Genomic DNA, 23,819 nt, shown 5'->3' on the forward strand with positions numbered 1-23,819 from the left:
GTGACGCCGCCCACGCGGCCGGAAACCCGCGGCGGGTGAGCAGACCGGGACTGCTCAGCCGAAGTGCTTCGGCAGCGTCCCCTCATGGGCCTCGCGCAGCCGGTCCAGCGGCAGGGTGAAGTAGCCCTGCACGTCGAGCGCCTGGTTCTCCGTATCGACCACGCCGATCCGGATGGTGGGGAAGTTCCGCGCCGTGCACATGTCGTTGAAGCGGACCTCCTCGGAGCGGGGGACGCTGACGACGGCGCGGGCCTGGCTCTCGCTGAACAGTGCGGTGAACGCGTCGATGCCGTCGCGCTCGCACAGCTCGTCGAGGCCGATCCGCGCGCCGACACCGAAGCGCAGCGCCATCTCGCTCAGCGCGGCCGCGAGGCCACCCTCGGAGAGGTCGTGGGCGCCGTCGACCATGCCGTCCCGCGAGCAGTTGACGAGGATCGCTGCGAGCGTCTTCTCGGCGGCGAGGTCCAGTGCCGGAGGCTGCCCGCCGAGGTGCCCGCGCAGGTTGGCCCACTCGGAGCCGTCCAGCTCGTCCGCCGTCGTGCCCAGCAGGTAGATGGCCTGGCCGTCCTCACGCCAGCCCGACGGCGTGCGGCGGGCGACGTCGTCGAACACGCCGAGGACGCCGACCACCGGGGTGGGGTGGATGGCGACGCCGCCAGTCTGGTTGTACAGCGAGACGTTGCCGCCGGTCACGGGCACGCCGAGCTCCTGGCAGGCGTCGGCCAGGCCGCGGACGGTCTCGGCGAACTGCCACATCACCTCGGGGTCCTCGGGGGAGCCGAAGTTCAGGCAGTCGGTGACAGCGAGCGGCTCGGCGCCCGACGTCGCCACGTTCCGGTACGCCTCGGCGAGCGCCAGGCGCGCCCCCTCGTAGGGGTTCAGGTAGGAGTAGCGCCCGTTCGCGTCGGTGGAGATCGCGACGCCGAGGCCGGTCTCCTCGTCGACCCGGACCACGCCGGCATCGTCGGGCATGGCGAGGGCCGTGTTGCCCTGGACGTAGCGGTCGAACTGGTCGGTCACCCAGGTCTTCGCGCACATGTTGGGGGAGGCCATGAGTTCGAGGACCGCTTCGCGCAGGTCGGCGGGCCGCTCGGACCCGAAGGTGTCGGCCTGGACGCCGTCGAGCCATGCGGGCCGGTGGTACGGCCGCTCGTAGACGGGGCCCTCGTGGGCGACGGTGCGGGGGTCCACGTCGACGATCTTCTCGCCGTCCCACTCGATGATGAGCCGGCCGGTGTCGGTGACCTCGCCGAGCCAGGAGTACTCCACGGCCCACTTGTCCATGATCGCCTCGAACGCCTCCACGTTCTCGGGCGTCACGACCGCCATCATGCGCTCCTGCGACTCCGACATCAGGATCTCGCCGGGCGTGAGTGAGGGGTCGCGGAGCAGCACGTTGGTGAGTTCCACGTGCATGCCGCCGTCGCCGTTGGAGGCGAGCTCCGACGTCGCGCAGGAGATGCCTGCCGCGCCGAGGTCCTGGATGCCCTCGACCACGGACGCCTTGAACAGCTCGAGGCAGCACTCGATGAGCACCTTCTCGGCGAACGGGTCGCCCACCTGGACGGCGGGGCGCTTGGACGGCTTCGAGGAGTCGAAGGACTCCGAGGCGAGCACGGAGGCGCCGCCGATGCCGTCGCCGCCGGTGCGGGCCCCGAAGAGGACCACCCTGTTGCCGGCGCCGGACGCATTGGCGAGGCGGATGTCCTCATGGCGCAGCACGCCGACCGCGAGGGCGTTGACCAGCGGGTTGCCCTGGTAGACGGCGTCGAAGACCACCTCGCCGCCGATGTTCGGCAGGCCGAGCGAGTTGCCGTAGCCCCCGATGCCCGCGACGATCCCGTGCACGAGGCGCGCGGTGTCCGGGTGGTCGATCGCGCCGAAGCGCAGCGGATCCATGACGGCGACCGGGCGGGCGCCCATGGAGATGATGTCGCGGACGATCCCGCCCACACCGGTGGCCGCGCCCTGGTAGGGCTCCACGAAGGACGGGTGGTTGTGGCTCTCCACCTTGAAGGTCACGGCCCAGCCGTCACCGATGTCCACGACGCCCGCGTTCTCGCCGATCCCCACGAGGAGGTGCTCCTTCATGGCGTCGGTGACCTTCTCGCCGAACTGCCGCAGGTGCACCTTGGAGGACTTGTAGGAGCAGTGCTCGCTCCACATCACCGAGTACATGGCGAGCTCGGCGCCGGTGGGCCTGCGCCCGAGGATCTCCTCGACGCGCCGGTACTCGTTCTCCTTGAGTCCGAGCTCCGCCCAGGGGAGCGCCTGGCCGGGGGTGGCCTCCGCGTTCGCGACGGTGTCGATGTTGAACGCCCGGGATGTGGTTCCTGCAGTCACTTAGCCCACCAGTTTCTTGAGTACCGAGGTGAAGATGCCGAGCCCGTCGGTGCCGCCACGGACCCCGACGTCGCCGCGGGCCGAGGAGTCCGGGCCGAAGCCGGCTTCGACCGCGTGCTCGGGGTGCGGCATGAGCCCGACGACGTTGCCCGCGATGTTCGAGATGCCGGCGATGTCGCGGCGCGAGCCGTTGGGATTGCCGTCGACGTAGCGGAAGACCACGCGGCCTTCACCCTCGAGCTCGTCGAGGGTGCGGTTGTCGGCGACGAACTGGCCGTCCTGGTTCTTGAGCGGGATGACGATCTCCTCGCCGTCCGCGTAGTCCGAGGTCCAGAAGGTGTCCGCGTTCTCGACGCGCAGGCGCTGGTCACGGCAGATGAAGTGCAGGGAGTTGTTCTTGATCATGGAGCCGGGCAGCAGGTGTGCCTCGGTGAGGACCTGGAACCCGTTGCAGATCCCGAGCACGGGAAGGGCCTGCGCCCCGCCCGAGGCCGCGGTCGTGATCTGCTCCATGAGCGGCGCGAAACGGGAGATGGCGCCCGCGCGGAGGTAGTCGCCGTAGGAGAAGCCGCCGGGGATGATGACGGCGTCGACCCCCTGCAGGTCGTGGTCGCCGTGCCAGAGCTGGACGGCGCTGCCACCGGCGAGGCGGACGGCGCGGACGGCGTCGCGGTCGTCGAGCGAGCCGGGGAACGTGACGACGCCGACCCTCACGCCGTCGAGCGCGCCGTCGTCACCGCCGCCGACGGGAACGGGCTGGGGGCCGCCGATGAGCGGGGTCTCGAGGTTGGAGGCGGTCACTGGCCGTCCTCCTCGATGACCTCCACGCGGGTGACGTCCTCGATGACCGGGTTGGACAGCAGCGTGGTGGCGGCGTGGCGGGCCTGCTCGAGGATCTCCTCCGTGATGTCACCGTCCACGGTCAGTTCGAAGCGCTTGCCCTGGCGGACGCCGGCGAAGCCGGTGAGTCCGATCCGGGGGAGCGCTCCGGCGATCGCCTTACCCTGCGGGTCGAGGATCTCGGGCTTGGGCATGACGTCGACAACGATCCGGGGCATCCGGCAACTCCTGTGCGTGAGCGGCAAGTGCTGGGGGTTCCAGCATTAAATGCAGTCGCCCGGGAGTGCCGTCTCACGCCGTATCGGGTGGATACCGGCGCTCCGCGAGCTTGCGGTCCAAGTCTAGCGGGCCTTCGCACGCCTCCTGCGCCCCCGGTGCCTCCGTCCCGTAGGATGCCGGTCATGGCGGAGTCCCTCGAGGCGTGGACCGACTTCAATGTCGCCATGGTCGGGGCGACGGCGGCACTCGCCGGCCTGCTGATCGTGGCGATGTCGGTCAACATCTCCGCGATCGTGGCGTCGCCGGCGCTCCCGGCCCGTGCAGCCGCCTCGATCGGCACCCTCACCCTGGCGATCGTGGTCGGCGCGATCGGACTCGTTCCCGGTCAGCCCGGCTGGGCCCACGGACTCGAGGTCCTCGTCGCGCTGGTGGTCGTGCTCGCTCTCGAGGTGCACGCCGTCCGCCTCATCACCGCCGAGAGCGGCCGGAAACCCTCGGAGCGCGCCGCGAAGATCCTCTCGGGGGCGCTCCCCCTCGGCCCCTTCGTGGTGGGCGCCGCACTCCTGCTCGTCGGCGCGCCCGCGGCAGGGCTCGCCTGGCTCGCGGTGGGGTGTGTCCTCGCGATCGTCGGGGGCATCCTCTTCTCCTGGGTCGCCCTCGTCGAGGTGCTGCGCTGAGGCCGCCGGGCGGCCGATTCCGCGGTGCAGCGCCCACCGGGCACTACTGCGCGCCCGGTGCCCCCAGCAGGTCCTGCACACTGGTCCATCGCGAGATCTGGCAACCGTCCGTCAGCGCGAACGATCCCACCACCGACGTCCCGTCGATCTCACCGGTGATGCTCGCCGTCTGCGGTCCGCCGTACTGCTGGGTGCAGACCACATCCTTGTTCGGGCGCGCCGTGAAGAAGGCGGTCCCGAGGCGCGCGACGGTCGCGCACGCGGCGTCGGCGTTGGGATGCGTGGACGCCGGGCCGGAGACGCCGTCGACGCATTCGAGCACGTACTGCACGGGATCCGAGGAGGCGTCCTGCTGGACGGAGACGGTCAGCAGGGCGTTCGTCGAGGCCGCCGGCGGGGCCGTGGAAGCCGGTGGAGCGGAGGGCGCCGGTCCGGAGGGAGCGGAGGGCGTCGGCGCCGCGCTGTCGTCGGGCGTGGGGGTGGAGGACTGCACGGAGGTCTCCTGATCGGTCGGTTCGGGTGCCGGCCCGCCCTGGTCGCAGGCCGCGAGGGCGAGGGTGAGCGCCGCGAGGGGGATCAGGGCGCGCCGTGCGGCGGTGCGCGCACGGCCGGCGGTCGGCGTCGGATCGGTGCTGGTCATGGCGTCCCCTTCGGCTGGCTCCCCAGCGTAACGGCTGGCAGTAGCACAACGCGGGACGACGGCGAGGCGTCCCGCCCCGCGCGGCTAGGGAGTATCCAGCGCGGCGTCGAGAAGACCGAGGAGCCGCGTCCGGAGGGCCTGCGACTCCTCGGCGAAGCCGCGTTGCAGCCGGACGTACTCCGCCTTGCCCTCGACCGTCTCGATCGCGATGGGCGTGTAGCCCCAGTCCGCGAGGTCGTACGGTGAGGCCCGCATGTCCATGGTCCGGATCCGCCAGGACAGTTCGAAGCAGTCCATGACGATCTCGCTGGGCAGCAGCGGCGTGAGCTTGTACGCCCACTTGTACAGGTCCATGTTGGCGTGGAGGCAGCCCGGTTGCTCGAGGTCCCGCTGCGTCTGGCGCGTGGGCGCGTATTCGTTGAGGGGCACCGCTTCCGGGGTGTAGAAGCGGAAGGCGTCGAAGTGCGTGCAGCGGATGCGCGCGGAGTCGACGACGCCGTCGGTGCCGTCCGCTCCGAGGCGCAGCTGCAGGTACTCGTGCCGTACGCCGTTGACCGCCGACCGGTACGCCATCGCCCACTCGTGCAGGCCGAAGCACCCGAACTGCGCGGGCCGGGCCGCGGTCCGCGCGAGGATCAGCCGGGCGAAGTCGATCGCCTCGCGCCGCTCCGCGGCGAAGCGCCGGGCGTCCACCCGGACCCCGTCGTCATCGGTGGCGTAATACTTCCAGCCGACCCGCTCGAGCGCTGCAGGCCCCGTCAGGACGACGGCGGCGCCCGGGTGCCAGCGCATGAGCTGGCCGGGTTTCTGGGTGTAGTAGGTGAAGAGGAAGTCCTCCACCGGATGTCGGGCGCCGTGCGATCGCCGCTCCAGGTAAGGCTCCGCGAAGCGGGCCACCCGCTCGTGGTGCTGCCGTTCGCGGTCCTGCCACTCCGCCTGGGGGAGACAGGTCAGGAGGCCGGCGCGCATTCTTCCATTATCACCCGGTCGGCCGCTCGTAAACATCCTGTGTAAATTCTGGGAAACACGGCCGAATGTCTCTATTCAGGGTGTGTTGCCTCGGGTAAGTTTGTGCTCGCCGTGGCGTCTGTGAGCGTTATCACAGGGGTGGGGTCCCATACGGGAGACCACGGCATCGGGGGAACGGCTTCGGCTGGCCCGCACTTTCACGAGAGGCACTACCTTCCTATGACACAACGGAGAAATGCCCGGCAGGGGCGCACCAGCCTGCGCGCTGCCGCGGCGATCGTTCTGGGTCTGCCGCTACTGGTCTCATCCACGGCCGTGGCACCGGCAGCCTTCGCGGCGCCGGTCCCGGCGACCTCGGTGACGCCGCAGAAGGCGCCCGCCAAGAACCTCGACCCGGCGCAGTACCCGGCCGGCAAGTACATCGTGGTCCTCGCCGACAAGCCGGTCGCCACCTACGAGGGCGGCGTGCAGGGCATCGCCCCGACGAAGCCCCGGCCGGGCAGCAAGCTCGACGCCAAGGCGCCGAACGTCCAGCAGTACTCGGAGTTCCTCGAGACGAAGCAGCAGGAGGTCGCCACCGCGGAGAGCGTCGAGATCGACCGCACCTACACGGCGGCCATCAACGGCTTCGCCGCGGACCTCAGCGCCGACCAGGCCATCGAACTCGCGAAGAGCGACAAGGTCCTCATGGTGGCACCGGACGTGGAGAACGCGCCGGACTACTCCACCATCGACTTCCTCGGCCTCAACGGCAGCAAGGGGGCCTGGAAGACGCAGTTCGGCGGCGAGAAGAACGCGGGCAAGGGAACGGTCGTCGGCGTCATCGACACCGGATACGCCCCCGACAACCCCTTCTTCGCCGGTAAGCCCGTCAAGCCCCTGAAGGGCAACGCCAAGCCCAAGATGGGCGAGCCCTACCGCACTGCCGACGGCAGGATCGCCATGCTGAAGGCCGACGGCAGCACGTTCACCGGTGAGTGCGAGGTGGGCCAGGACTTCGACGGCAGCCTCTGCAACTCGAAGGTCGTCGGAGCGCAGTACTTCGCCGAGGCCTTCATCGAGAACGTCCCCGCCGCGAACCGCGCGCCCGAGGAAGTCCTCTCCCCGGTGGACATCGACAACCACGGCACGCACACCGCGAGCACCGCCGCCGGCAACGCAGGCGTCACCCAGACCGTGGACGGCCGGAACTTCGGTGTCTCCTCCGGTGTGGCCCCCGAGGCGAAGATCTCGGTCTACAAGACCTGCTGGGAGGACTCGGACCCCAACACGGGCGGCTGCTACTCCTCCGCGTCGGTCGACGCCATCAACCAGGCCATCCTCGACGGCGTGGACGTGCTGAACTATTCGATCTCGGGCAGCACGACGACGACGACGGACCCCGTGTCCCTCGCCTTCCTCTCCGCCACCTCGGCGGGCATCTTCGTCGCCGCCTCCGCCGGCAACTCCGGCCCCACGGCCAGCACCGTGAACCACGGCGCCCCGTGGATGACCACGGTCGCCGCGAGCACCTTCAACTACGAGCTGCAGGGCACCGCCGAATTCTCGGACGGCACCAAGTACCGCGGCGCGTCCATCATGCGCGCCGGCGTCCCTGCAAGCCCGGTCGTCCTCGCCGCGAACGCGGCGGCGGCCGGTGCGGTCAACCCGAACCTGTGCGGCCCCAACACCCTGGACCCGGCGAAGGTCGCCGGCAAGATCGTGGTCTGCGATCGCGGCGTCGTCGACCGGACCGCGAAGAGCGCCGAGGTCGAGCGCGGCGGCGGCGTGGGCATGATCCTCGTCAACGTCGTCGACTCCTCCACGGACACCGATCAGCACGTGATCCCCACGGTCCACGTCAACGCTCCCGAAGCCCTCGAGCTCAAGGCGAAGGTCGCGGCGAACCCGTCGATCACCGTCGCCCTGCAGCCCACGGACACCACGGGCAAGCCCCTGCCTCCCACACCGCAGATCGCGGGATTCTCCTCCCGCGGGCCGCTGCTGGCCACTGACTCCGACCTGCTGAAGCCGGATGTCACGGCTCCCGGTGTCGCCGTCCTCGCAGGCGTCTCCACTGTCGGTTCCAAGGGCGCGCAGTTCGGCTTCCTCTCCGGAACCTCCATGGCCTCGCCCCACGTCGCGGGCTTCGCCGCCCTCGTCCTCGGCAAGAACCCCGCCTGGTCCCCGGCCACCGTGAAGTCGGCCATGATGACCACCGCCTACCCGCTGAAGACCGCCACCGGCGGCGTCGAGACCGACGTCCTCGCGGTGGGCGCCGGCCACATCAACCCGGCGACCGTCCTCAGCCCCGGACTGGTCTACGACCAGACCGTGGACGACTACCTGCGCTTCATCGAGGGCACCGGCGTCGATCTCGGGATCGAGGGCATCGAGCCCGTCGCAGCGAAGGACACCAACGTGCCGTCCTTCGCCCTCGGCAACCTGACCGGACGCATCGAGGTCACCCGCACGGTCACCGCCGTCACCCCCGGCCTCTACCGTGCGACCGCCGACGTCCCCGGAGTGAAGGTCACGGTCACGCCGGCGGTCCTGAACTTCAGCGCACCGGGCGAGAAGCGCACCTTCAAGGTCTCCTTCGAGAACCAGAGCGCGCCGTTCGGCAAGTTCGCTGCCGGGTCGCTGACCTGGTCCGGCCAGGGCAAGGCCGTCACCTCTCCGGTGGCTGTCCGCCCGCAGGCCATCAAGGCTCCGGCCGAGGCCGCGTTCACCTCCACGGGTCCTGACGGCAGCGGCACCTTCGACGTCACCTCGGGAACCAACAGCCCGATCGAGATGACGCTCCAGGGCCTCGCCAAGGCGGATTCCTCGGCGATCAACCTGGTCCCCGGTGGCCTGGCCAACGCGAACAACGCCTCGAACGCCGTCAAGGACGTCACCGTCCCCGCCGGCGCCCCGATCGCGAGGTTCTCCGTGCTCTCGGGCGATCCGACCGCCGATTTCGACATGTTCCTGATCACGCCGGCCGGCACCGTCACCCAGGTGGCGACGGCGGATGCCAGCGAGACCGTCACGCTCGAGAACCCGGCGCCCGGCAAGTACCGCATCATCGCGAACCTGTACGCCAGCACCGGCAGCGCGCCGACCGCCGGAACCATCGACGCGGCGATCCTCAGCGGTACCGAGGACAACGCGACGCTGACCCCGAATCCGCTCGTCCTCGCGAACGGCACCACCGGCGCCGTGACGCTCTCGTGGACCGGCCTCGCCGCCGGCTCCTACGTGGGACGCGTGACCTACGCCGGGTCCTCGGCCGTCACCTACGTGACGGTCGTCGTCGACGGCGAGGGGGCGGCCACGGCCCAGCCCTCCGCCGCGGGCGAGCTGCCCACCGTGAACGCCGCGGACAAGCTCCTGACCGGTCCGCTGGAATCCATCACTCCCACCGGGAACAAGTAACACGCACTGAATGACACGCACTGAATGACAGGCAGAAGGCCGGTGGATCACTGATCCACCGGCCTTCTCCCTGTCCGGCGTCGTCCGCCGTCCTGCTTCATCCCACGCCCCGCGGTCGGGGAGTGGGACTGTTCGAACACTCCCACTCCGTGCGGTCCTGGAGTGGGACGGACGCCCTGCGGCGACGCCCTGGCGGTAGGTCTAGCGGCCCGTCCCGGCGTACACCGTCGCCGTGGCCTCGCCGTCGAGCTCGAACGCGGCATGCACCGCGCGCACCGCGGCGTCGAGCAGCTCCGCGCCGGTGACGACGGAGATGCGGATCTCCGACGTCGAGATCATGTCGATGTTCACGCCGGCGTCGGACAGGGCGCGGAAGAAGCGGTAGGAGACGCCGGGGTTCGAGCGCATGCCGGCGCCGATGAGCGAGAGCTTGCCGATCTTCTCGTTGTAGTCCACCGATTCGAAGCCCACGCGGTCCTGCGCGGCGCCGAGTGCCGCGAGTGCCTCGGCGCCGTCGACGATCGGGAGGGTGAACGAGATGTCCGTGCGGCCGGACCCGTGCGTGGAGACGTTCTGCACGATCATGTCGATGTTCGTGTTGGCGCCGGCGACGATCCCGAAGATCTCGGCCGCCTTGCCGGGGATGTCGGGCACGCCGACCACGGTGACCTTCGCTTCGGAGCGGTCGTGCGCGACGCCGGAGATGATGGGCTGTTCCAAGGGTTCTCCCTCTTGAATCTTGATCTGGTCGTCGGGGCTGGGGAGCACCCAGGTGCCCTCGTTGTGGCTGAAGGAGGAGCGGACGTGCAGGGGGACGCCGAAGCGGCGCGCGTACTCGACGCAGCGCAGGTGCAGGATCTTGGCCCCCGACGCCGCCATCTCGAGCATCTCCTCGCTCGAGATGGTGTCGATCTTCTGCGCGGACGGGACCACCCGGGGATCGGCGGTGTAGACGCCGTCGACGTCCGTGTAGATCTCGCAGACGTCGGCGTCGAGCGCGGCGGCGAGGGCGACGGCGGTGGTGTCCGATCCGCCGCGGCCGAGGGTCGTGATGTCGTTGCTGTCGCGGCTCATGCCCTGGAAACCGGCGACGATCGCGACGTCGCCCTTCTCGATGGCCGTCCGGATGCGGTGCGGGGAGACGTCGATGATCCGCGCCTTGCCGTGGATGGCGTCCGTGATCATGCCCGCCTGGCTGCCCGTGAAGGACTGCGCGGACGCGCCGGTCGCGTGGATCGCCATCGCCAGGAGGGCCATGGAGATGCGTTCGCCCGCGCTCAGCAGCATGTCCATCTCGCGGGCGTCCGACGACGTCGGGCTCACCTGCCCGGCGAGGTCCAGCAGTTCGTCCGTGCTGTCGCCCATCGCGGACACGACGACGACCACCTGGTGGCCCGCAGCCTGGGTGTCGACGACCCGCCGTGCGACGCGCTTGATCCCATCGGCGTCGGCCACCGACGATCCGCCGAATTTCTGGACTATGAGGCTCATGCACTCGCTCACTGACGAAGGAGGACGGCGGCGTCAGCCGGCCGTGCTTGCTGTGACGGGCGGCAGCGTCGGCGCCTGAGGGAGCGGGGGACCGGGATCCTACGCCCGTGCCAGTGTAGCGGCGGGGGAATCGTCCGCTCAAAGTCGGGGTCGGAATAAGAACCTGCGGGTGCCTCACGATTCCCGTGCCGCAGTCCGGTCCAAATGCTCCCGCGTCGCCTAATCTCGGAGCATGACCAACGAATCTGGGGGAATCGTCGTCGAGGGGGTCGCGCGGAGCTTCGGCTCGGTGCAGGCCGTCCGCGACATCGATTTCGAGGCTCCGCCCGGGGAAGTGACCGCCCTGATCGGTCCCAACGGCTCCGGCAAGACGACCCTGCTGCTGATGATGGCGAGCCTGCTGGCTCCCGATCTCGGCACCATCCGTGTGGCGGGCTTCGATCCCGTCGCGCAGCCCAGGGAGGTGCGGAGCAGGGTCGGCTGGATGCCGGACACCTTGGGCGCGTGGGAGTCGCTGACCGCCCAGGAGGTGCTGACGACGATCGGCGCGCTCTACGGGATGGGCCCCGCGGAGCGGACGCGGCGGGCCGACGAACTGCTGGCGGCCGTGAAGCTCACCGACTTCGGCCATCAGCCGGCCCGAGTCCTCTCCCGCGGTCAGCAGCAGCGGCTCAGCCTGGCCCGCGCCCTGATCCACGACCCCCGGGTCCTGCTCCTGGACGAGCCGGCGTCGGGCCTCGATCCCGGTTCGCGGGTGGACCTGCGGTCGCTCCTGCGGTCCCTCGCCGCCGAGGGCAAGACCGTCGTGGTCTCGAGCCATGTGCTGTCGGAGCTCGACGAGATCGCCGACCGCGCCGTCTTCGTCAGCCGCGGGGAGTCGGTGAAGAGCCAGACGCTGGACGAGGCGGGTGGCCAGATCCGCCGTTACTACATCCAGGCCGAGCCGATGACCGCGCTCGCCACCGCCCTGCAGGGCCACGGCGTGCGCTTCGAGACGCGCCGCGACTCGCGGCGCGAGGAGTTCCTCGTCCAGCTCGGCAGCACCGCGGAGGCCTCCTGGCTGCTGCGCACCCTGGTGATGGCCGACGTCGTCGTCACCGCCTTCGCACCCGCCGGGGGTGCGCTCGAAGAAACCTACATGAGCCTCGATACGGACAGACGATGAGCACAGCGACCGAACCCTCGACCCCCCACCCCGTCCGTTCGTCCACCTCCCTGCCGTTCCCGACCGCGGTCCGCACGGTGTTCACCCTCGAGATGAAGCAGCGACTCCGGGGCAGGGGCTGGTACTGGATGCTCGGCACCTGGTTCGTGGTGGTCGGCTTCATCTTCGTCCTCGCCCTCGGCGTGATCGGGGCCACCGACAACGAGGGCGGGATCCTCTTCGACCTGATCGTCGGCTTCGTCCTGTTCTTCGGACTCCTCGTCTCGCCCGGGCTGTCGGCGAACGCCATCAATGGTGACCGCGCGGGCGGCACCCTCGCGATCCTCCAGGTCACCCTGCTGACGCCGGGGCAGCTGCTCGCCGGGAAGTGGCTGGCCTCATGGGTGGGTTCCCTCGCGTTCCTCGTCCTCAGCAGCCCCTTCATCCTCTGGGCGCTCGCCCTCGGCGGCGTCGACGGCCAGGAGGCGGTGGTCTCGCTCCTGATGCTCGCGGTGGAACTCGGCGTCGTCTGCGCGATCGGCGTGGGCGTCTCGGCGCTCGCCAACCGGCCCCTGTTCTCCATCGTCAGCACGTACATGGTGGTGGCGCTGCTGGCCGTCGGCACGGTGATCGTCTTCGGGTTGAGCACCATGCTGGTGATGGAGGAGCGGACGGTCACGTCGTCCTACTACAACTACCCGGAGGGCAGTTTCGACAGCATGGGCGCTCCGGAGCCGGGGGCCGAGCTGGAGTGCGTGACGCAGACCTACCGGGCGGAGCTGCCCAACACGCAGTACATCACCTGGATCCTGGCCGCGAACCCGTTCGTGGTGGTGGCCGACGCCGTGCCCTACAGTGTCGAGGACCTGCCGGAGCCGGAGACACCGGGGGCCTCGGTCCCCGCCGACGGACCGTACTACACGCCGGGCGTCATGGAGACGATCAGCCAGGGCGTGCGCTCGGCGCAGGCCGGACCCGACACCGATCAGACGTGCGAGGAGGCAACCCAGGCTCTTCGACCGCTCCCGCAGGAGACACCGATCTGGCCGCTCGGGCTGGGGATCCAGCTGGCCCTGGCGGCCGGGCTCCTGCTGGCCGCCCGCCGGAAGCTGACGATGCCGGCCCGGCGCCTCGCGCGGGGGACCCGCATCGCCTAGGGGGTCCCTCCGGGGGCCGACCGCGTCAGGACATGACGCGGCGGCCCTCGAAGGCCCGGCCGAGGGTCACCTCGTCCGCGTACTCGAGATCTCCGCCGACGGGGAGGCCCGACGCGAGGCGCGTGACGGGGATGCCGATGGTCTTGAGCATGCGCACCAGGTAGGTCGCCGTCGCTTCGCCCTCCAGGTTCGGATCGGTGGCGATGATGATCTCCTGGATCTGCGCGTCCGACAGGCGGGCGAGCAGTTCGCGGATGCGCAGCTGGTCGGGCCCTACGCCCGCGATGGGATTGATGGCGCCCCCGAGCACGTGGTACCTGCCGCGGAACGAGCGCGTGCGTTCGACGGCGATCACGTCCTTCGATTCCTCGACGACGCAGATCATGGTGGCATCCCGGCGTGGATCGCGGCAGATGGCGCACTGTTCCTGCTCGGCGACGTTGCCGCAGACGGTGCAGAACTTCACGCGTTCCTTGACCGTGGTGATCGCGGTGACCAGGCGCTGCATGTCCTCGCCGTCCGCTTCGAGGATGTGGAATGCGAGGCGCTGGGCCGACTTCGGGCCCACCCCGGGCAGGCGTCCGAGCTCGTCGATAAGCTCCTGCACTGCGCCTTCGTACACGGTGTGTCCTCTTCTGCCGGTGGTGATGGTGCCGGTGTCCCGGTGCCGGGGGCGTGGTCCACCCTTCCCGCTGCGTCAGCGGGAAGAAGCGTACCCTCCATTGTCCGCCCTGCCGCCCCGGCGGAGTGCCCGGAGGGCGGCCGCGGCGTTACGCCCTGAGCGTGGGCGGGGGCGGTCCCGACGTCGGGCGCCCGCTACTGGCCGTCGAGGCTGCGTTCCTCGATGAGGCGTCCGTTGAGGATGCGCTCGATCGCGGTCCGTCCCACGAGTCCCGACTCCTCGACCGTCTCGTCGTCCGCACTGGGCTCGTCCTCCACGAAGCGGAGATCGACCGCGCCCCGTGCCGCGGCTGCCTCCTCGGCGCGCTTCCGTTCGGCGGCGTCGAGCAGCTGCTGGTAGCGGCTGACGGGCTTCTGCCGGACGTCGCCGGCCGCGACCGGGCGGTCCGGTCCGGTGCCGGCGGGCGACGCCGTGGCCGGTGCGGCCGTGTCGGGTGCGGGCGGCNGGTGCGGGCGGCGACGTCGGAGCGCCGGCGACAGCGGGGCCGGGCGCCGCGAATCGGGGCACGACCGGCGTCCTGGGCTGGACGGGAGCCGTGGTGCGTGCGGCGGGCGACTGGTGTGCCGTTCCCGCAGCGGTGCCGCCCGGAGGCGTCGGTGGCGTCGCCCGGTCGTCATCGGCTGGTGGTGGCGTCGAAGCGCCCGGCGGACTCCAGACGACGGATCGGGACGCCGCCGGCGCGGGGGACGGATTCGTCGCAGCTCCCCCCGGTGTGGTGCGCGCGCCGGGTGCGGAAGGGCCCTGGGACAGGGGGGCACGCTGGGAGCGCTGCGGGTCCGTGCCCAGGGCACTCGCCGCGTCGGGTGCGGGTGTCGGGCCCGCGGGTCGCCGGGTTCCTCCGGGCCCGCGTGCTCCTGCGGCGCCGCGGTCAGAGGGGTCCTCCGGGACGGAGCCCCAGCCCGGACCGGGATCGAAGGCTTCCTCGGGAGGCTCGACGAGGGCCCAGGAGTCGTCGGACATGGAGGGGTCCCAGGCGCTGACCGCCTCCGCACCGGCCGGCGCCGGCGCTGACCCGGACGTCGCCCCCGATGCCGAGCGCTCGGCGGGACGGGCGCCGACCGTGGCGCCCTTCGTGGGCGTGGGCTCTTTGGCGCGGTTCGGAGGGGTGGCGTCACCGGTGGCCCAGCGCGCTGCAGGTGTGGCGGTGGATGTCGTGGTGCCGGGACGGTCGGGGTCCGTGACCGGCGTCGGGCGGGTGGAGGCCTGCACGGCCGGCTGCGCTGGAGGCGTGAGGTTCCGGTCCGGGTGGACGGCTCCCTCGGCAGCGGTCGCTTCCTCGGCGTCCGGGGTGGTCGCGTGGGCCGGGCCTGCGGCGTCGCCCGTGTCCGGCCGGGGTGCTGATGCAGCAGCAGGGACCCCACCACCGGCAGGGCCGGCGGCCGGCGTCGGGCCGGGGAACGGAGTGCCGGCCGGTCCCGCCGGGGCGCCTACCGCTCCCGCGTCGGGGTGGCCGGCCGGGTCGGGGGTGCCGGTGGATCGATCGGGTGTCGCATCATCGGGTGACGGCGCCGCAGGAGCAGCCCCGGCCTCCCGCGGCGCAGGGCTCGCGGGCGACGACGACGCTCCCGATCCCGCGTTCCCGGCAGTTCCTGTGTCCGCGGACGGTCGAGTGCCCTCCCGAGGTGCAGGCGGATTGCTCCCGCGACCTGGCGCGGAGGAAGCAGGGCTCGGGCTGCTACCCGGGCCCGCCGTGCGGGCCGGTACTTTTGGGCCCGACTCACCCGACCCGCCGGCGTCGTGGACGGCTTCGATGGAGCAGGTGAGGCCGAGGACCTTGTGGATCGCCTGCTTCAGGTTGTCCAGGTGGGGCCCGCGCTGGAACCCGATGGCATTGCCCTGGTTCACGAACGCGAGGACCAGCTGGTTGCCCTCGAACGACCGCGGCTTGGCCGAGACGTTCACGATGAGCCAGGTGGCACGTTTGATGTGTGCGACTTCGTCCATGATCTCGGGCCAGGCGCGCCGGATCATCTCGATGTTGCCGCCGGACGCAGCGGGTTGCCCCTGCTGGCCCTGTTCGGGCCGCCGGGATTCCTGCTGCGGTGCCGGACCGCCCAGGGTCGGTGCCGGGGGCTGTCCGGGAGCGCTGTCGGGCTGCCGGCCCTCCTGGCCCGCCGACTGCTGACCCTGATCACCCTGGCGCTGCGCATCACCATCGACGGAGGAGGCCCGCTCCGCCGGGACCGACCCTGACGTCGCGGCCGGCCCGTCCGGACTGCGCTCAGCAGCGGGGTGTTCCTCGCGGTCGGCGGGGCTCGCCGAGGCGTCCGGTGTGGGGGCGCCCAGCATCGGCGTCTCATCGGCGGTCCCTGCGTCGCCGGAGATCTCGGCAGCGCCTGTGGCATCCGGACTGCTTGGCCCGGCTGGAGCGTCTGCGGCGGTCGGAATGCTTGGCGCGCCCGAAGCGCCGGCCGGAGCGGGGGCATCCGACGCGCCGGGAGCACCCGACCCGGCTGGAGCGTCTGCCGCATCGGGGGCGCCCGGCGTGCCGGGCCCGCCCGGAGCACTTGCCGCGGGGCGCTCCGCCGTCGTCACCTCGGATGCCGGGTCGGCGAAGGCGGCGGGGGTGGAGACCCCCCAGTTGCCACCCCAGTCGGGCGAGGAGTCCGCCGCAGGAGTCCCGGGCTGCCGGTCACGGGCGGCGGCGGGGATGGCGGGGGACTGTGCACCCGGAGCGGCTGCGGGCACCGCGGGACCGGCCGGGTCGGCGACGGGCAGCGACCAGCGGGCNCCGCCACGGGCCGTCGTCGGGGATCCTCCGGGACTGCTGCGCGGGTCCGGACGCCGGGATCCGTCCCGCCCCCACCCCGGGCGAGCGTGCCACGTACCGAGGCATCCGCCGCCGGGAGCAGCAGGCGTGCGCACAGCAGTTCGAGGTGCAGCCGCGGCGACGTGGCGCCGGTCATCTCGTTCAGGGCGGCATTGGTGACGTCGGCGGCGCGGGACAGCTCACCGGCGCCGAGCTGGTTCGCCTGCGTGCGCATGCGGTTCAGCTGGTCGTCGGGGACGCCGCGCAGGATCGACGCGGCGCCCTCGGGGACCGCGTTGATGACGATCAGGTCGCGGAACCGCTCCAGCAGGTCCTCCACGAAACGCCGGGGGTCGTGCCCGGTCTGGATCACGCGGTCCACGGCGTTGAACACCGTTGCGGCGTCGCCGGCGGCCACGGAGTCGACGACGTCGTCGAGCAGGGTCGCGTGCGTGTAGCCGAGGAGCGAGACGGCGAGCTCGTAGTCGAGCCCGGACTCGTTCGCGCCGGCCATGAGCTGGTCGAGTACGGAGAGGGAGTCGCGGACGGATCCGCCGCCGGCACGGACCACGAGCGAGAGGACTCCGGGGGCCACCGGCACGCCCTCCTGCCGGCACAGCAGCTCGAGGTAGGCCATGAGGGGTTCGGGCGGGACGAGCCGGAACGGGTAGTGGTGCGTCCGTGACCGGATGGTGCCGATCACCTTGTCCGGCTCGGTGGTCGCGAAGATGAACAGGATGTGCTCCGGCGGTTCCTCCACGATCTTCAGCAGTGCGTTGAAGCCCGCCGAGGTGACCATGTGGGCCTCGTCGATGATGAAGATCTTGAATCGGTCCCGGACGGGGGCGAAGGTGGCGCGCTCGCGGAGATCGCGGGCGTCGTCGACGCCGCCGTGGCTCGCGGCGTCGATCTCGATGACGTCCAGGCTGCCCGAGCCGTTCCGGGCGAGTTCGACGCAGCTGTCGCAGACACCGCACGGTGTGGAGGTGGGGCCCTGCGCGCAGTTGAGGCAGCGGGCGAGGATCCGCGCCGAGGTGGTCTTGCCGCAGCCGCGGGGCCCGGAGAACAGGTAGGCGTGGTTGATGCGGTCCTTGTCGATGGCCGCCATCAGGGGTTCGGTGACATGCTCCTGGCCGATGACGTCCGCGAAGGTCTCGGGACGGTAGCGGCGGTAGAGGGCTGTACTCACGGATGAACCTTATCGGTTGGTGCTGACGGTTTGCATGCCGGTCCGGCGGTGGTGGGGAACAGGACGGCGGGGTCGACCACCCAGGGGTGGCGCGGCAGCCGCCCCGGATCGAACACCGCGAGGGCCGCGTCCAGACTCCCGCCGGGAAGACCGAGCGAGGCCAGGATCGTGTCCAGGACCGCAGCCGCGGACCAGCCCTGTCCGGCAAGGTCCTCCAGTGTCACAGCGCCGTCGCGCTTTGCCAAGCGGCGGCCCTCGGCCGTCACCGCCAGGGGGACGTGCGCGTACGTGGGCACCGGGAGGCCGAGCAGGGAGGCGAGGTAGGCCTGCCGCGGCGCCGAGTCGAGGAGGTCCTCGCCCCGCACCACCTGGTCGATGCCCTGGGCGGCGTCGTCGACCACGACGGCGAGGTTGTAGGCGATCACGCCGTCGTTCCTCCGCAGCACGACGTCGTCCACCGGAGCCGTGACGCGCCCGGCGAGCAGGTCCTCGACGGTCCAGCCGTCGACGGCGGAGCGCAGCCTCAGCGCCGGGCGGCGCTCGAGCCGGCGGCGTGCCCGCTCGTCCTCCCCGAGGGCGCGGCAGGTGCCGGGGTAGAAGCCGGGCCGGCCGTGCGGGGCGCTCGCGGCGTCCGCGATGTCGCGCCGCGTGCAGAAGCACTCGTAGGCGAGGTCCTGGGTGATGAGCCGCTCCAGCGCCTCGGTGTACCGGGCCGTGTGACCGCTCTGGCGCAGGGCCGGCTCGTCGGAGGCGAGGCCCAGTGCCGCCAGTTCGGCGAGCTGCTCCGCCTCGGCGCCGGCACGGACACGGTCCAGGTCCTCCACCCGGATCAGGAACCGGCGTCCGGTGGAGCGGGCGAAGAGCCACGCGAGGACGGCCGTGCGGAGGTTGCCGACGTGCAGCCGGCCGGAGGGGCTCGGGGCGAAGCGGCCGGCGCCCGTGTCTGCCACCGAACCTCCCGCTGCCCGCGTCCTTAAAGTGAAGACCCCCCATGCACCTGCCAGAGCCCGCTTACCCTTGCTACCTTCCGGTCCTGGGGGAGTTCACAGGATGACACCACATGAGGGGCCGGGAAATAGTCTACACAGTGGATCGCGTGGCATTCGAATCCGCGGAACAGGGCTCGGGAAGCGCTGCCGTTGCCCCGCGTGATCCGGGCGATTCGGCGTGAGCCGGTTGTATGGGTATTCTAGTATCTGCTCCAAAGGAGGAGGATTCGCCTAGCGGCCTATGGCGCACGCCTGGAACGCGTGTTGGGTTCACGCCCTCGGGGGTTCAAATCCCCCATCCTCCGCTTGTGTGCCGAGCCGGGACATTTTCTTCGGAGGTGTCGGCTCGATAAGGAACACCCCGGTCTTCGGACCGGGGTGTTCCTTTCTGTATGGGTCGGTGGTCGCGAACGGAGTCCACGGACCACCCCGCACCGGCGGGCTGCCGCAGTCCTGCCGGCACCGTTCCCGAACCGACTCAACCGCTCGAGCGCGCGGGTCCCAGGTGTCTCTGGATGGCCCGCGCGGCAGCGGCGGGCCCGTCCTCGTCCGCACGGAGCAGGCGTTCCCGTTCGGCCGCAGCGCGGAAGGACCCGTCGGTGAGCAACCGCTGCACGGCGCCGGCGAGGTGCTCGGTGCCTGCATCCCGGGGCGACACCGCGATCGCGTTGCCCTGCCGCACGCACACCGCGACGTTCCAAGCCTGCTCCGGCTGCATGCCGATGCCGACGAACGGTACTCCCGTCGCGCACGCAGTCTGCACCGTGCCCTGTCCGCCGTGAAGTACCGCCGCATCGATGAGCCCCCCCGAGCCGGTGCGCGGGTAACAGGTCGACGACGTGCACGTTCGTCGGCAACCCGGCCACATCGCCCGGTGTGAGGAAGTGGCGGATGGGGGCGATGACGTTGATCTCCAGTTCGCCCAGCGTGTGGGCTGCACGCAGCGCTGTCCTTCGGTTGCCCGAGGATCCGAGCGCCAGATAGACGAGTGGCCGGTCCGAATGTGCGAGATCATGCACCAGCTGGGGAACCTCGCCCGGCAGTTCCGCGAAGATCGGACCCACCCTGATGTAGTTCGCCGGGAGGTGGTATCCCTCGAGTTCGGAGGCCATGACCGTCAGGAGGTTGACGTCGCCCTCGAACAGCTCCAACCCGGTGCGCAGGGGGCGTACCCCGTTCTCCCTGGCGACGATGCGGAAGGCGCGCGGGGCGATCGGCAACCGACCGTAGACGAGGCGGAGGGCTGCCGACGCGACGCCGTCGGTCACGCCGCTGAGGCGACCAGTCCCGGTGACGAGACCGAGCCGCCGCGTCTGCTCCAGGTGAGGTCGGGTGAGCGCGAAAGGGACGGCGTAGAACAGCGGCACCTCCTCGGCGCGCGCGGAGATTAGCGAGGTGACGTTCGTCCCCATCACCACCGCCTCGGCGCCGGTCTCACGGAGGAGCCGACGCTCGGCATCGACCCGGGCGCGGACGAGCCCGGGGGAGAACGGATGGCGGAGCGAACGCCCCTGGTCGAGGGCCAGAACCTGGCCCTGCTCGCGCCTCGACAGGCAGGGGCCGAGTTGGCGCACCTCGAAGCCGGCCGAGCGCACGAGGTGCACGTAGGGGGATTCGAACACCTGGAACACCGCGTGACATGCGGGGCCGAGCGCCCGCGCGATCATGATCATGCGGGTCGTCTCGGCAAGATTGAAGGTCACAGGAGCGAAGAGCAGCGTTCGCATGCCTGGAGCCTAACGCCGGCGTCGGATCGGGTATACGGTCGTCGGGCGGCTCCACCTCTCGGTTGTCTAGACGGTTCCTGCCACGCGGCGGATGCGGTTCTTCGCGGCGGTCTCCGCGGGACCCTCCGGCCCCAGCCCCAGCCGGATCATCCCGAGGACCAGCCGTACCGCGGGCCGGATGGGCAGCGGGACGGGTCCGAGGGACGGCACCCGCAGGCCGAGCATCTCGCGGTGGCGTGGCTCGAGCGTGGCCACCGCCCCGGCGAACAGGATCCGGTACCCGAGGCGCTGGGACCGGGGCAGGGGCGGACGGCGGATGTAGGTCAGCGCCTCCTGCACCTGCTCGCTGTTCCGCAGGTCGCCGTCGAACGCGGCGAGCTGCGCCCTGAGTTCGGCGGCCGACCGCGGCGGGTCCTCGAGCCCCATCAGTTCCCCGGCCCGCGCCCATTCCGCCACGTACTGGTCCACGCCGCCCGGGATGGGCCCACCGTACGCGGCGTGCGCGGCCACGAAGGCGTCGGTGAACGCGAGGTGCACCCACCGGATCAGGTCGGGGTCCGCCGCCGAATAGGGCGTCTCGACTCCCCGGCTGTCGGTGTACGTCCCGGACACCCGGGTATGCAGGCGCTGGACGAACGCCGAGCCCTCCCGGGCCGCGACCTTCGACCCGTACGTGACCGTGAAGATCCAGCGGATGGTGTTGGCGAGGCGTCCGAGCGGTTCCTCCCGGAAGCTCGAGTGGGCGTGCACGCCGGCCATGGCTCCCGGGTGCAGCGTCTGGAGGAGGAGTGCCCGGATCCCCGCGACGGTGGGCGTGATGGAGCTGTGCACCGTCCACACGGCCGAACCGACAGGGAAGTACCCGACGTCGTCGCCCTTCTCGAACTCGAACTGCCACTGCGGGATGCTCGGATCACCGTCCGTGAAGGTTGTTCGGAGCTGCGTCTTCCACGTGTCGATGATTCCCATCCGGTGACCCGTCCTGTCGGTGTCCTGCGGCCGGCCTGAGGGCCGCCGTTCCTTCCAACGTACCCCCGGGCCGATTTGCTCCGTCCGTCCGGTGAACCATCCGCGGCGTGCGACGATACGAAGCACAAGCACCACCGAGTCCTCAGGGAGCAACCATGTCCTCGTCCGGCCTGTACGGGATCGACCTCACCATGAACGACGGCAGCACGAAGTCCTTCGGGGATTTCCGCGGACACCCCGTCCTGGTGGTCAACGTCGCGTCGAAGTGCGGCTTCACCCCGCAGTACGCGGGCCTCGAGGCGCTGTACGGCCGGTACGCGGCGGAGGGCCTGGTGGTCCTCGGCATGCCCTGCAACCAGTTCATGGGACAGGAGCCCGGGAACGACGGCGAGATCGCCGAGTTCTGCTCGAGGACGTTCGGCGTCACGTTCCCGCTGATGGCCAAGGGCGACGTCCGCGGCAAGGACCAGCACCCGCTCTACGCGCAGCTGACGACGTTCAGGACCGGGCTCCTGCCCGGCCTCGTGAAGTGGAACTTCGAGAAGTTCCTGGTGGGCCGCGACGGCGAGGTCCTCGCGCGGTTCGCCCCGACGGTCGAACCGGAGGCTCCCGAGGTGACCGCCGCCATCGAGGACGCCCTGGCGCGCTCCGCCGCCTGACCCGGCCTCGCCGGGACGGCGCCGGTCCCCTACCCCAGGGAGGCGACGCAGCGTGCGAGGAAGGCGGCGCCGGCCTCCTCGTGGATGAGGGACCCCTCCGTCAGGATCTCGTACGGCTTCGCAGGCACGCCGTCGGCCGGGCGGACGTCGATGTGCGCGACGTCGTACCCCTGCTCGTGCAGCCAGTCGGCCATGGCGTAGTCGGTGCGCGAATCGCCCACCGTCCGCCACGTGCGGGGCACGTCCATGAGCGGTGCGACGAGGGTGAGGGCGCGCTCGGCGCCCAGGTCCTTGCCCACGCGGACGGACTCGATGTCGGTCGAGATGATCGTCGGATCCACGCGGTACTCGATGTCCCCCTTGCTGTCCGGTTCCTCCCGGTCCAGCCTGCAGGCGCCCATGTCATGGCTGTGCATGATGTCCAGGGCGTCCTCGTCGAAGGAGCGCTGGCCCTCGAGGTAGTCGGCGTTCGCCGCGTCGAGGGACTGTTCCACCGAGACCATGGCGAGCTTCGTCTCGTCGAAGAACATGAGGTGGGAGTACTTCTCCTCCACGACGTCCCGCACGTCGTCGGCGAAGCTCGTGGGCAGCGCGAGCCCGCGGTCGAGGAAGACCTCCCCGGCGCCGTCGGCCGTGAACGAGAACCAGGTGGCGCCCTTCTCGCAGACGGCGTGGAAGGTCACCCCGGCCGGCAGGCCGGCGGCGAGCATCGGCTCCATCACCTGCTGACGGATGAACGCGTCCGAGCGGCCCGTGTTGAACACCACGGGCCAGCCCGCGGCGGCGAGCGTGAGCAGGTCGGCGATGATCCCGGCGGGGACCGTCCGGGTGACGGGGCTGGCCACCGGCCCGTCGACGTCGAGCAGGAGCCCCTGGGCGGGCTGTCCCTGGGCGGGGGAGGACAGGGCGGGGGCGGCGGGCAGCAGATCGAGGGGGGCGTCCGTAGGCATGGGTCCATTATGTTCCGCCTCGCACGGTCCCTCCATTCTGCGACCGGTTCACGGCGCGCCAGGACGGGACCGGCGTGAAAGACTCGCGGCATGAGCACCAGGTCGGGCATCGTCGTCGTCGGGTCGATCAACGCGGACCTCGTGGTCACCGCAGACCGGCACCCGCAGCCGGGTGAGACCGTCGCGGGCCGCTCGATGGCGGTGCTGCCCGGCGGCAAGGGCGCCAACCAGGCGGTCGCCGCGGCCCTGCTGGGCGCCGAGGTCACCCTGATCGGCGCCGTGGGAGGCGACGCCTACGCGGACGTGGCCCTCTCCGTCCTGGCGACGGCCGGCGTGGACCTGCGGGCCGTCGCCAGGACCGGCGGAGCCACCGGGATCGCCGTCATCCAGGTGGCCGACGACGGCGAGAACACCATCGTGGTGCTGCCCGGAGCCAACGCCCGGATGACGCCCCGACTCGTCGAGGCCTCCGCCGGCGCCATCCGGGATGCCGACGTCGTCATCGTCCAGGGTGAACTGCCCGCGGACGCCACGGCCGCGGCCGTCCGTCTCGCCGCCGGGCGCGTGATCGTCAACCTCGCACCCGTGATCGCCCTCGACGCCCCCGTGCTCCTCCGCGCGGATCCGCTGGTGGTCAACGAACACGAGGGGGCGCTGGTCCTCGCGCGCTTCGGGCGTCCGGTGCCCGCGGACCACGCCGCCGTGGTCGAGGGCCTCCTCGCCGTCGGATTCGCGTCGGTGGTGATGACGGTCGGCGGCGCCGGGGCCCTCGTCGCCGACGGCGGTGCCCTCCGCCGGGTGCCCGCCCCGCGGGTGCCCGCGGTGGACACCACGGGGGCAGGGGACGCCTTCGTCGGGGCACTCGCGGCACGACTCGCGGGCGGTGAGCCGCTGCACGACGCCGTCCGGTTCGCCGTGCGCGTCGCCTCCTACACGGTCCAGCGCCCGGGGGCACAGCCCTCCTACCCGACGGCCGCGGACGAGCTGCCTCCACTGCCGGCGGACCCCGCGGCGTAACCATTGAGC

Annotated in this window: 19 protein-coding genes, 1 tRNA gene and 1 other RNA gene; 8 read left to right on the top strand and 13 right to left on the bottom strand. The window is 71.1% G+C overall.

The window, feature by feature from the left end; translation table 11 throughout:
- Positions 1–54: 54 nt before the first annotated feature.
- From purL to purS, 3 genes are read right to left on the bottom strand one after another with little or no spacing between them, the layout of a single operon-like run.
- On the bottom strand, positions 55–2,343 hold the full coding sequence (purL, locus tag RY94_RS07365) for a phosphoribosylformylglycinamidine synthase subunit PurL (RefSeq protein WP_043443144.1): 2,289 nt from the start codon (positions 2,341–2,343) through the stop codon (positions 55–57).
- Entirely contained in the window at positions 2,344–3,114 is a 771-nt protein-coding gene (gene purQ, locus RY94_RS07370) for a phosphoribosylformylglycinamidine synthase subunit PurQ (protein WP_052274131.1), read from the bottom strand.
- A gap of 26 nt (positions 3,115–3,140) precedes the next feature.
- Positions 3,141–3,401, bottom strand: coding sequence for a phosphoribosylformylglycinamidine synthase subunit PurS (gene purS / locus RY94_RS07375; protein WP_043443148.1), 261 nt, complete (start codon positions 3,399–3,401; stop codon positions 3,141–3,143).
- A 183-nt stretch (positions 3,402–3,584) separates the two neighbouring features.
- Here purS and RY94_RS07380 point away from each other — a divergent pair, with 183 nt between their 5' ends.
- A complete protein-coding gene (locus RY94_RS07380; protein WP_043443150.1) occupies positions 3,585–4,079 on the top strand; it encodes a hypothetical protein in 495 nt (164 codons plus the stop codon).
- Positions 4,080–4,122: 43 nt separating this feature from the next.
- Here the strand turns inward: RY94_RS07380 and RY94_RS07385 are convergent, their stop codons facing one another.
- Positions 4,123–4,719: an SSI family serine proteinase inhibitor gene (locus tag RY94_RS07385; RefSeq protein ID WP_052274057.1), complete on the bottom strand. Its 597-nt coding sequence runs from the start codon at positions 4,717–4,719 to the stop codon at positions 4,123–4,125.
- A gap of 84 nt (positions 4,720–4,803) precedes the next feature.
- Positions 4,804–5,688, bottom strand: a complete 885-nt coding sequence (locus RY94_RS07390) for a 3-methyladenine DNA glycosylase (RefSeq protein WP_156135058.1) — start codon at positions 5,686–5,688, stop codon at positions 4,804–4,806.
- A 219-nt stretch (positions 5,689–5,907) separates the two neighbouring features.
- On the opposite strand from RY94_RS07390, the gene RY94_RS07395 reads away from it, so the two are divergent.
- Positions 5,908–9,087, top strand: a complete 3,180-nt coding sequence (locus RY94_RS07395) for a S8 family peptidase (protein WP_052274058.1) — start codon at positions 5,908–5,910, stop codon at positions 9,085–9,087.
- Between the two features lie 201 nt (positions 9,088–9,288).
- Here RY94_RS07395 and RY94_RS07400 read toward each other — a convergent pair whose 3' ends face one another.
- The gene (locus RY94_RS07400; protein ID WP_043443154.1) at positions 9,289–10,578 is read right to left on the bottom strand and encodes an aspartate kinase; all 1,290 of its coding nucleotides are present in this window, start codon (positions 10,576–10,578) and stop codon (positions 9,289–9,291) included.
- Between the two features lie 232 nt (positions 10,579–10,810).
- On the opposite strand from RY94_RS07400, the gene RY94_RS07405 reads away from it, so the two are divergent.
- Together RY94_RS07405 and RY94_RS07410 are read left to right on the top strand one after the other, a co-directional pair.
- Positions 10,811–11,743, top strand: coding sequence for an ABC transporter ATP-binding protein (locus RY94_RS07405; protein ID WP_052274060.1), 933 nt, complete (start codon positions 10,811–10,813; stop codon positions 11,741–11,743).
- Positions 11,740–12,879, top strand: a complete 1,140-nt coding sequence (locus RY94_RS07410; RefSeq protein WP_043443156.1) for an ABC transporter permease — start codon at positions 11,740–11,742, stop codon at positions 12,877–12,879. Before RY94_RS07405 ends, RY94_RS07410 begins: the two co-directional genes overlap by 4 nt.
- 25 nt (positions 12,880–12,904) lie before the next feature.
- Here the strand turns inward: RY94_RS07410 and recR are convergent, their stop codons facing one another.
- Complete coding sequence (gene recR / locus RY94_RS07415) at positions 12,905–13,501, bottom strand: recombination mediator RecR (RefSeq protein WP_043443159.1); 597 nt, start codon at positions 13,499–13,501, stop codon at positions 12,905–12,907.
- Between the two features lie 1,797 nt (positions 13,502–15,298).
- Here recR and RY94_RS18100 point away from each other — a divergent pair.
- On the top strand, positions 15,299–15,754 hold the full coding sequence (locus RY94_RS18100; RefSeq protein ID WP_197060623.1) for a hypothetical protein: 456 nt from the start codon (positions 15,299–15,301) through the stop codon (positions 15,752–15,754).
- A gap of 338 nt (positions 15,755–16,092) precedes the next feature.
- Here the strand turns inward: RY94_RS18100 and RY94_RS17750 are convergent, their stop codons facing one another.
- The 3 genes from RY94_RS17750 to ffs all read right to left on the bottom strand — a co-directional run bounded on the left by RY94_RS17750 (position 16,093) and on the right by ffs (position 18,572).
- On the bottom strand, positions 16,093–17,499 hold the full coding sequence (locus RY94_RS17750; protein ID WP_052274063.1) for a DNA polymerase III subunit gamma and tau: 1,407 nt from the start codon (positions 17,497–17,499) through the stop codon (positions 16,093–16,095).
- Positions 17,496–18,449 carry a tRNA glutamyl-Q(34) synthetase GluQRS gene (gene gluQRS, locus RY94_RS07425; RefSeq protein WP_082046120.1) on the bottom strand — a complete coding sequence of 318 codons (954 nt, stop codon included), beginning with the start codon at positions 18,447–18,449 and terminating at the stop codon, positions 17,496–17,498. The genes RY94_RS17750 and gluQRS overlap by 4 nt, the downstream gene beginning before the upstream one ends.
- Positions 18,450–18,476: 27 nt before the next feature.
- Positions 18,477–18,572, bottom strand: an RNA gene (ffs, locus tag RY94_RS17205) — signal recognition particle sRNA small type.
- 136 nt (positions 18,573–18,708) lie between these two features.
- Here ffs and RY94_RS07430 point away from each other — a divergent pair.
- Positions 18,709–18,793, top strand: a tRNA-Ser gene (locus tag RY94_RS07430).
- A 173-nt stretch (positions 18,794–18,966) separates the two neighbouring features.
- On the opposite strand, the gene RY94_RS18105 is transcribed toward RY94_RS07430, so the two are convergent.
- Both RY94_RS18105 and RY94_RS07440 read right to left on the bottom strand, forming a co-directional pair.
- Positions 18,967–19,503: a glycosyltransferase gene (locus RY94_RS18105; RefSeq protein WP_156135059.1), complete on the bottom strand. Its 537-nt coding sequence runs from the start codon at positions 19,501–19,503 to the stop codon at positions 18,967–18,969.
- A 778-nt stretch (positions 19,504–20,281) separates the two neighbouring features.
- Positions 20,282–21,184, bottom strand: a complete 903-nt coding sequence (locus tag RY94_RS07440; RefSeq protein ID WP_043443161.1) for an oxygenase MpaB family protein — start codon at positions 21,182–21,184, stop codon at positions 20,282–20,284.
- A gap of 155 nt (positions 21,185–21,339) precedes the next feature.
- On the opposite strand from RY94_RS07440, the gene RY94_RS07445 reads away from it, so the two are divergent.
- Complete coding sequence (locus RY94_RS07445; RefSeq protein ID WP_043443163.1) at positions 21,340–21,843, top strand: glutathione peroxidase; 504 nt, start codon at positions 21,340–21,342, stop codon at positions 21,841–21,843.
- 29 nt (positions 21,844–21,872) lie between these two features.
- On the opposite strand, the gene RY94_RS07450 is transcribed toward RY94_RS07445, so the two are convergent.
- Positions 21,873–22,793 (bottom strand): hypothetical protein, encoded by a 921-nt coding sequence (locus RY94_RS07450; RefSeq protein ID WP_052274066.1) that lies wholly within the window; start codon positions 22,791–22,793, stop codon positions 21,873–21,875.
- A 90-nt stretch (positions 22,794–22,883) separates the two neighbouring features.
- On the opposite strand from RY94_RS07450, the gene RY94_RS07455 reads away from it, so the two are divergent.
- Positions 22,884–23,810: a ribokinase gene (locus tag RY94_RS07455; protein WP_043443165.1), complete on the top strand. Its 927-nt coding sequence runs from the start codon at positions 22,884–22,886 to the stop codon at positions 23,808–23,810.
- Positions 23,811–23,819: the final 9 nt, after the last annotated feature.

The sequence above is a fragment of the Arthrobacter sp. L77 genome (assembly GCF_000816565.1).
GTDB classification, from domain to species: Bacteria; Actinomycetota; Actinomycetes; order Actinomycetales; family Micrococcaceae; genus Arthrobacter_D; species Arthrobacter_D antioxidans.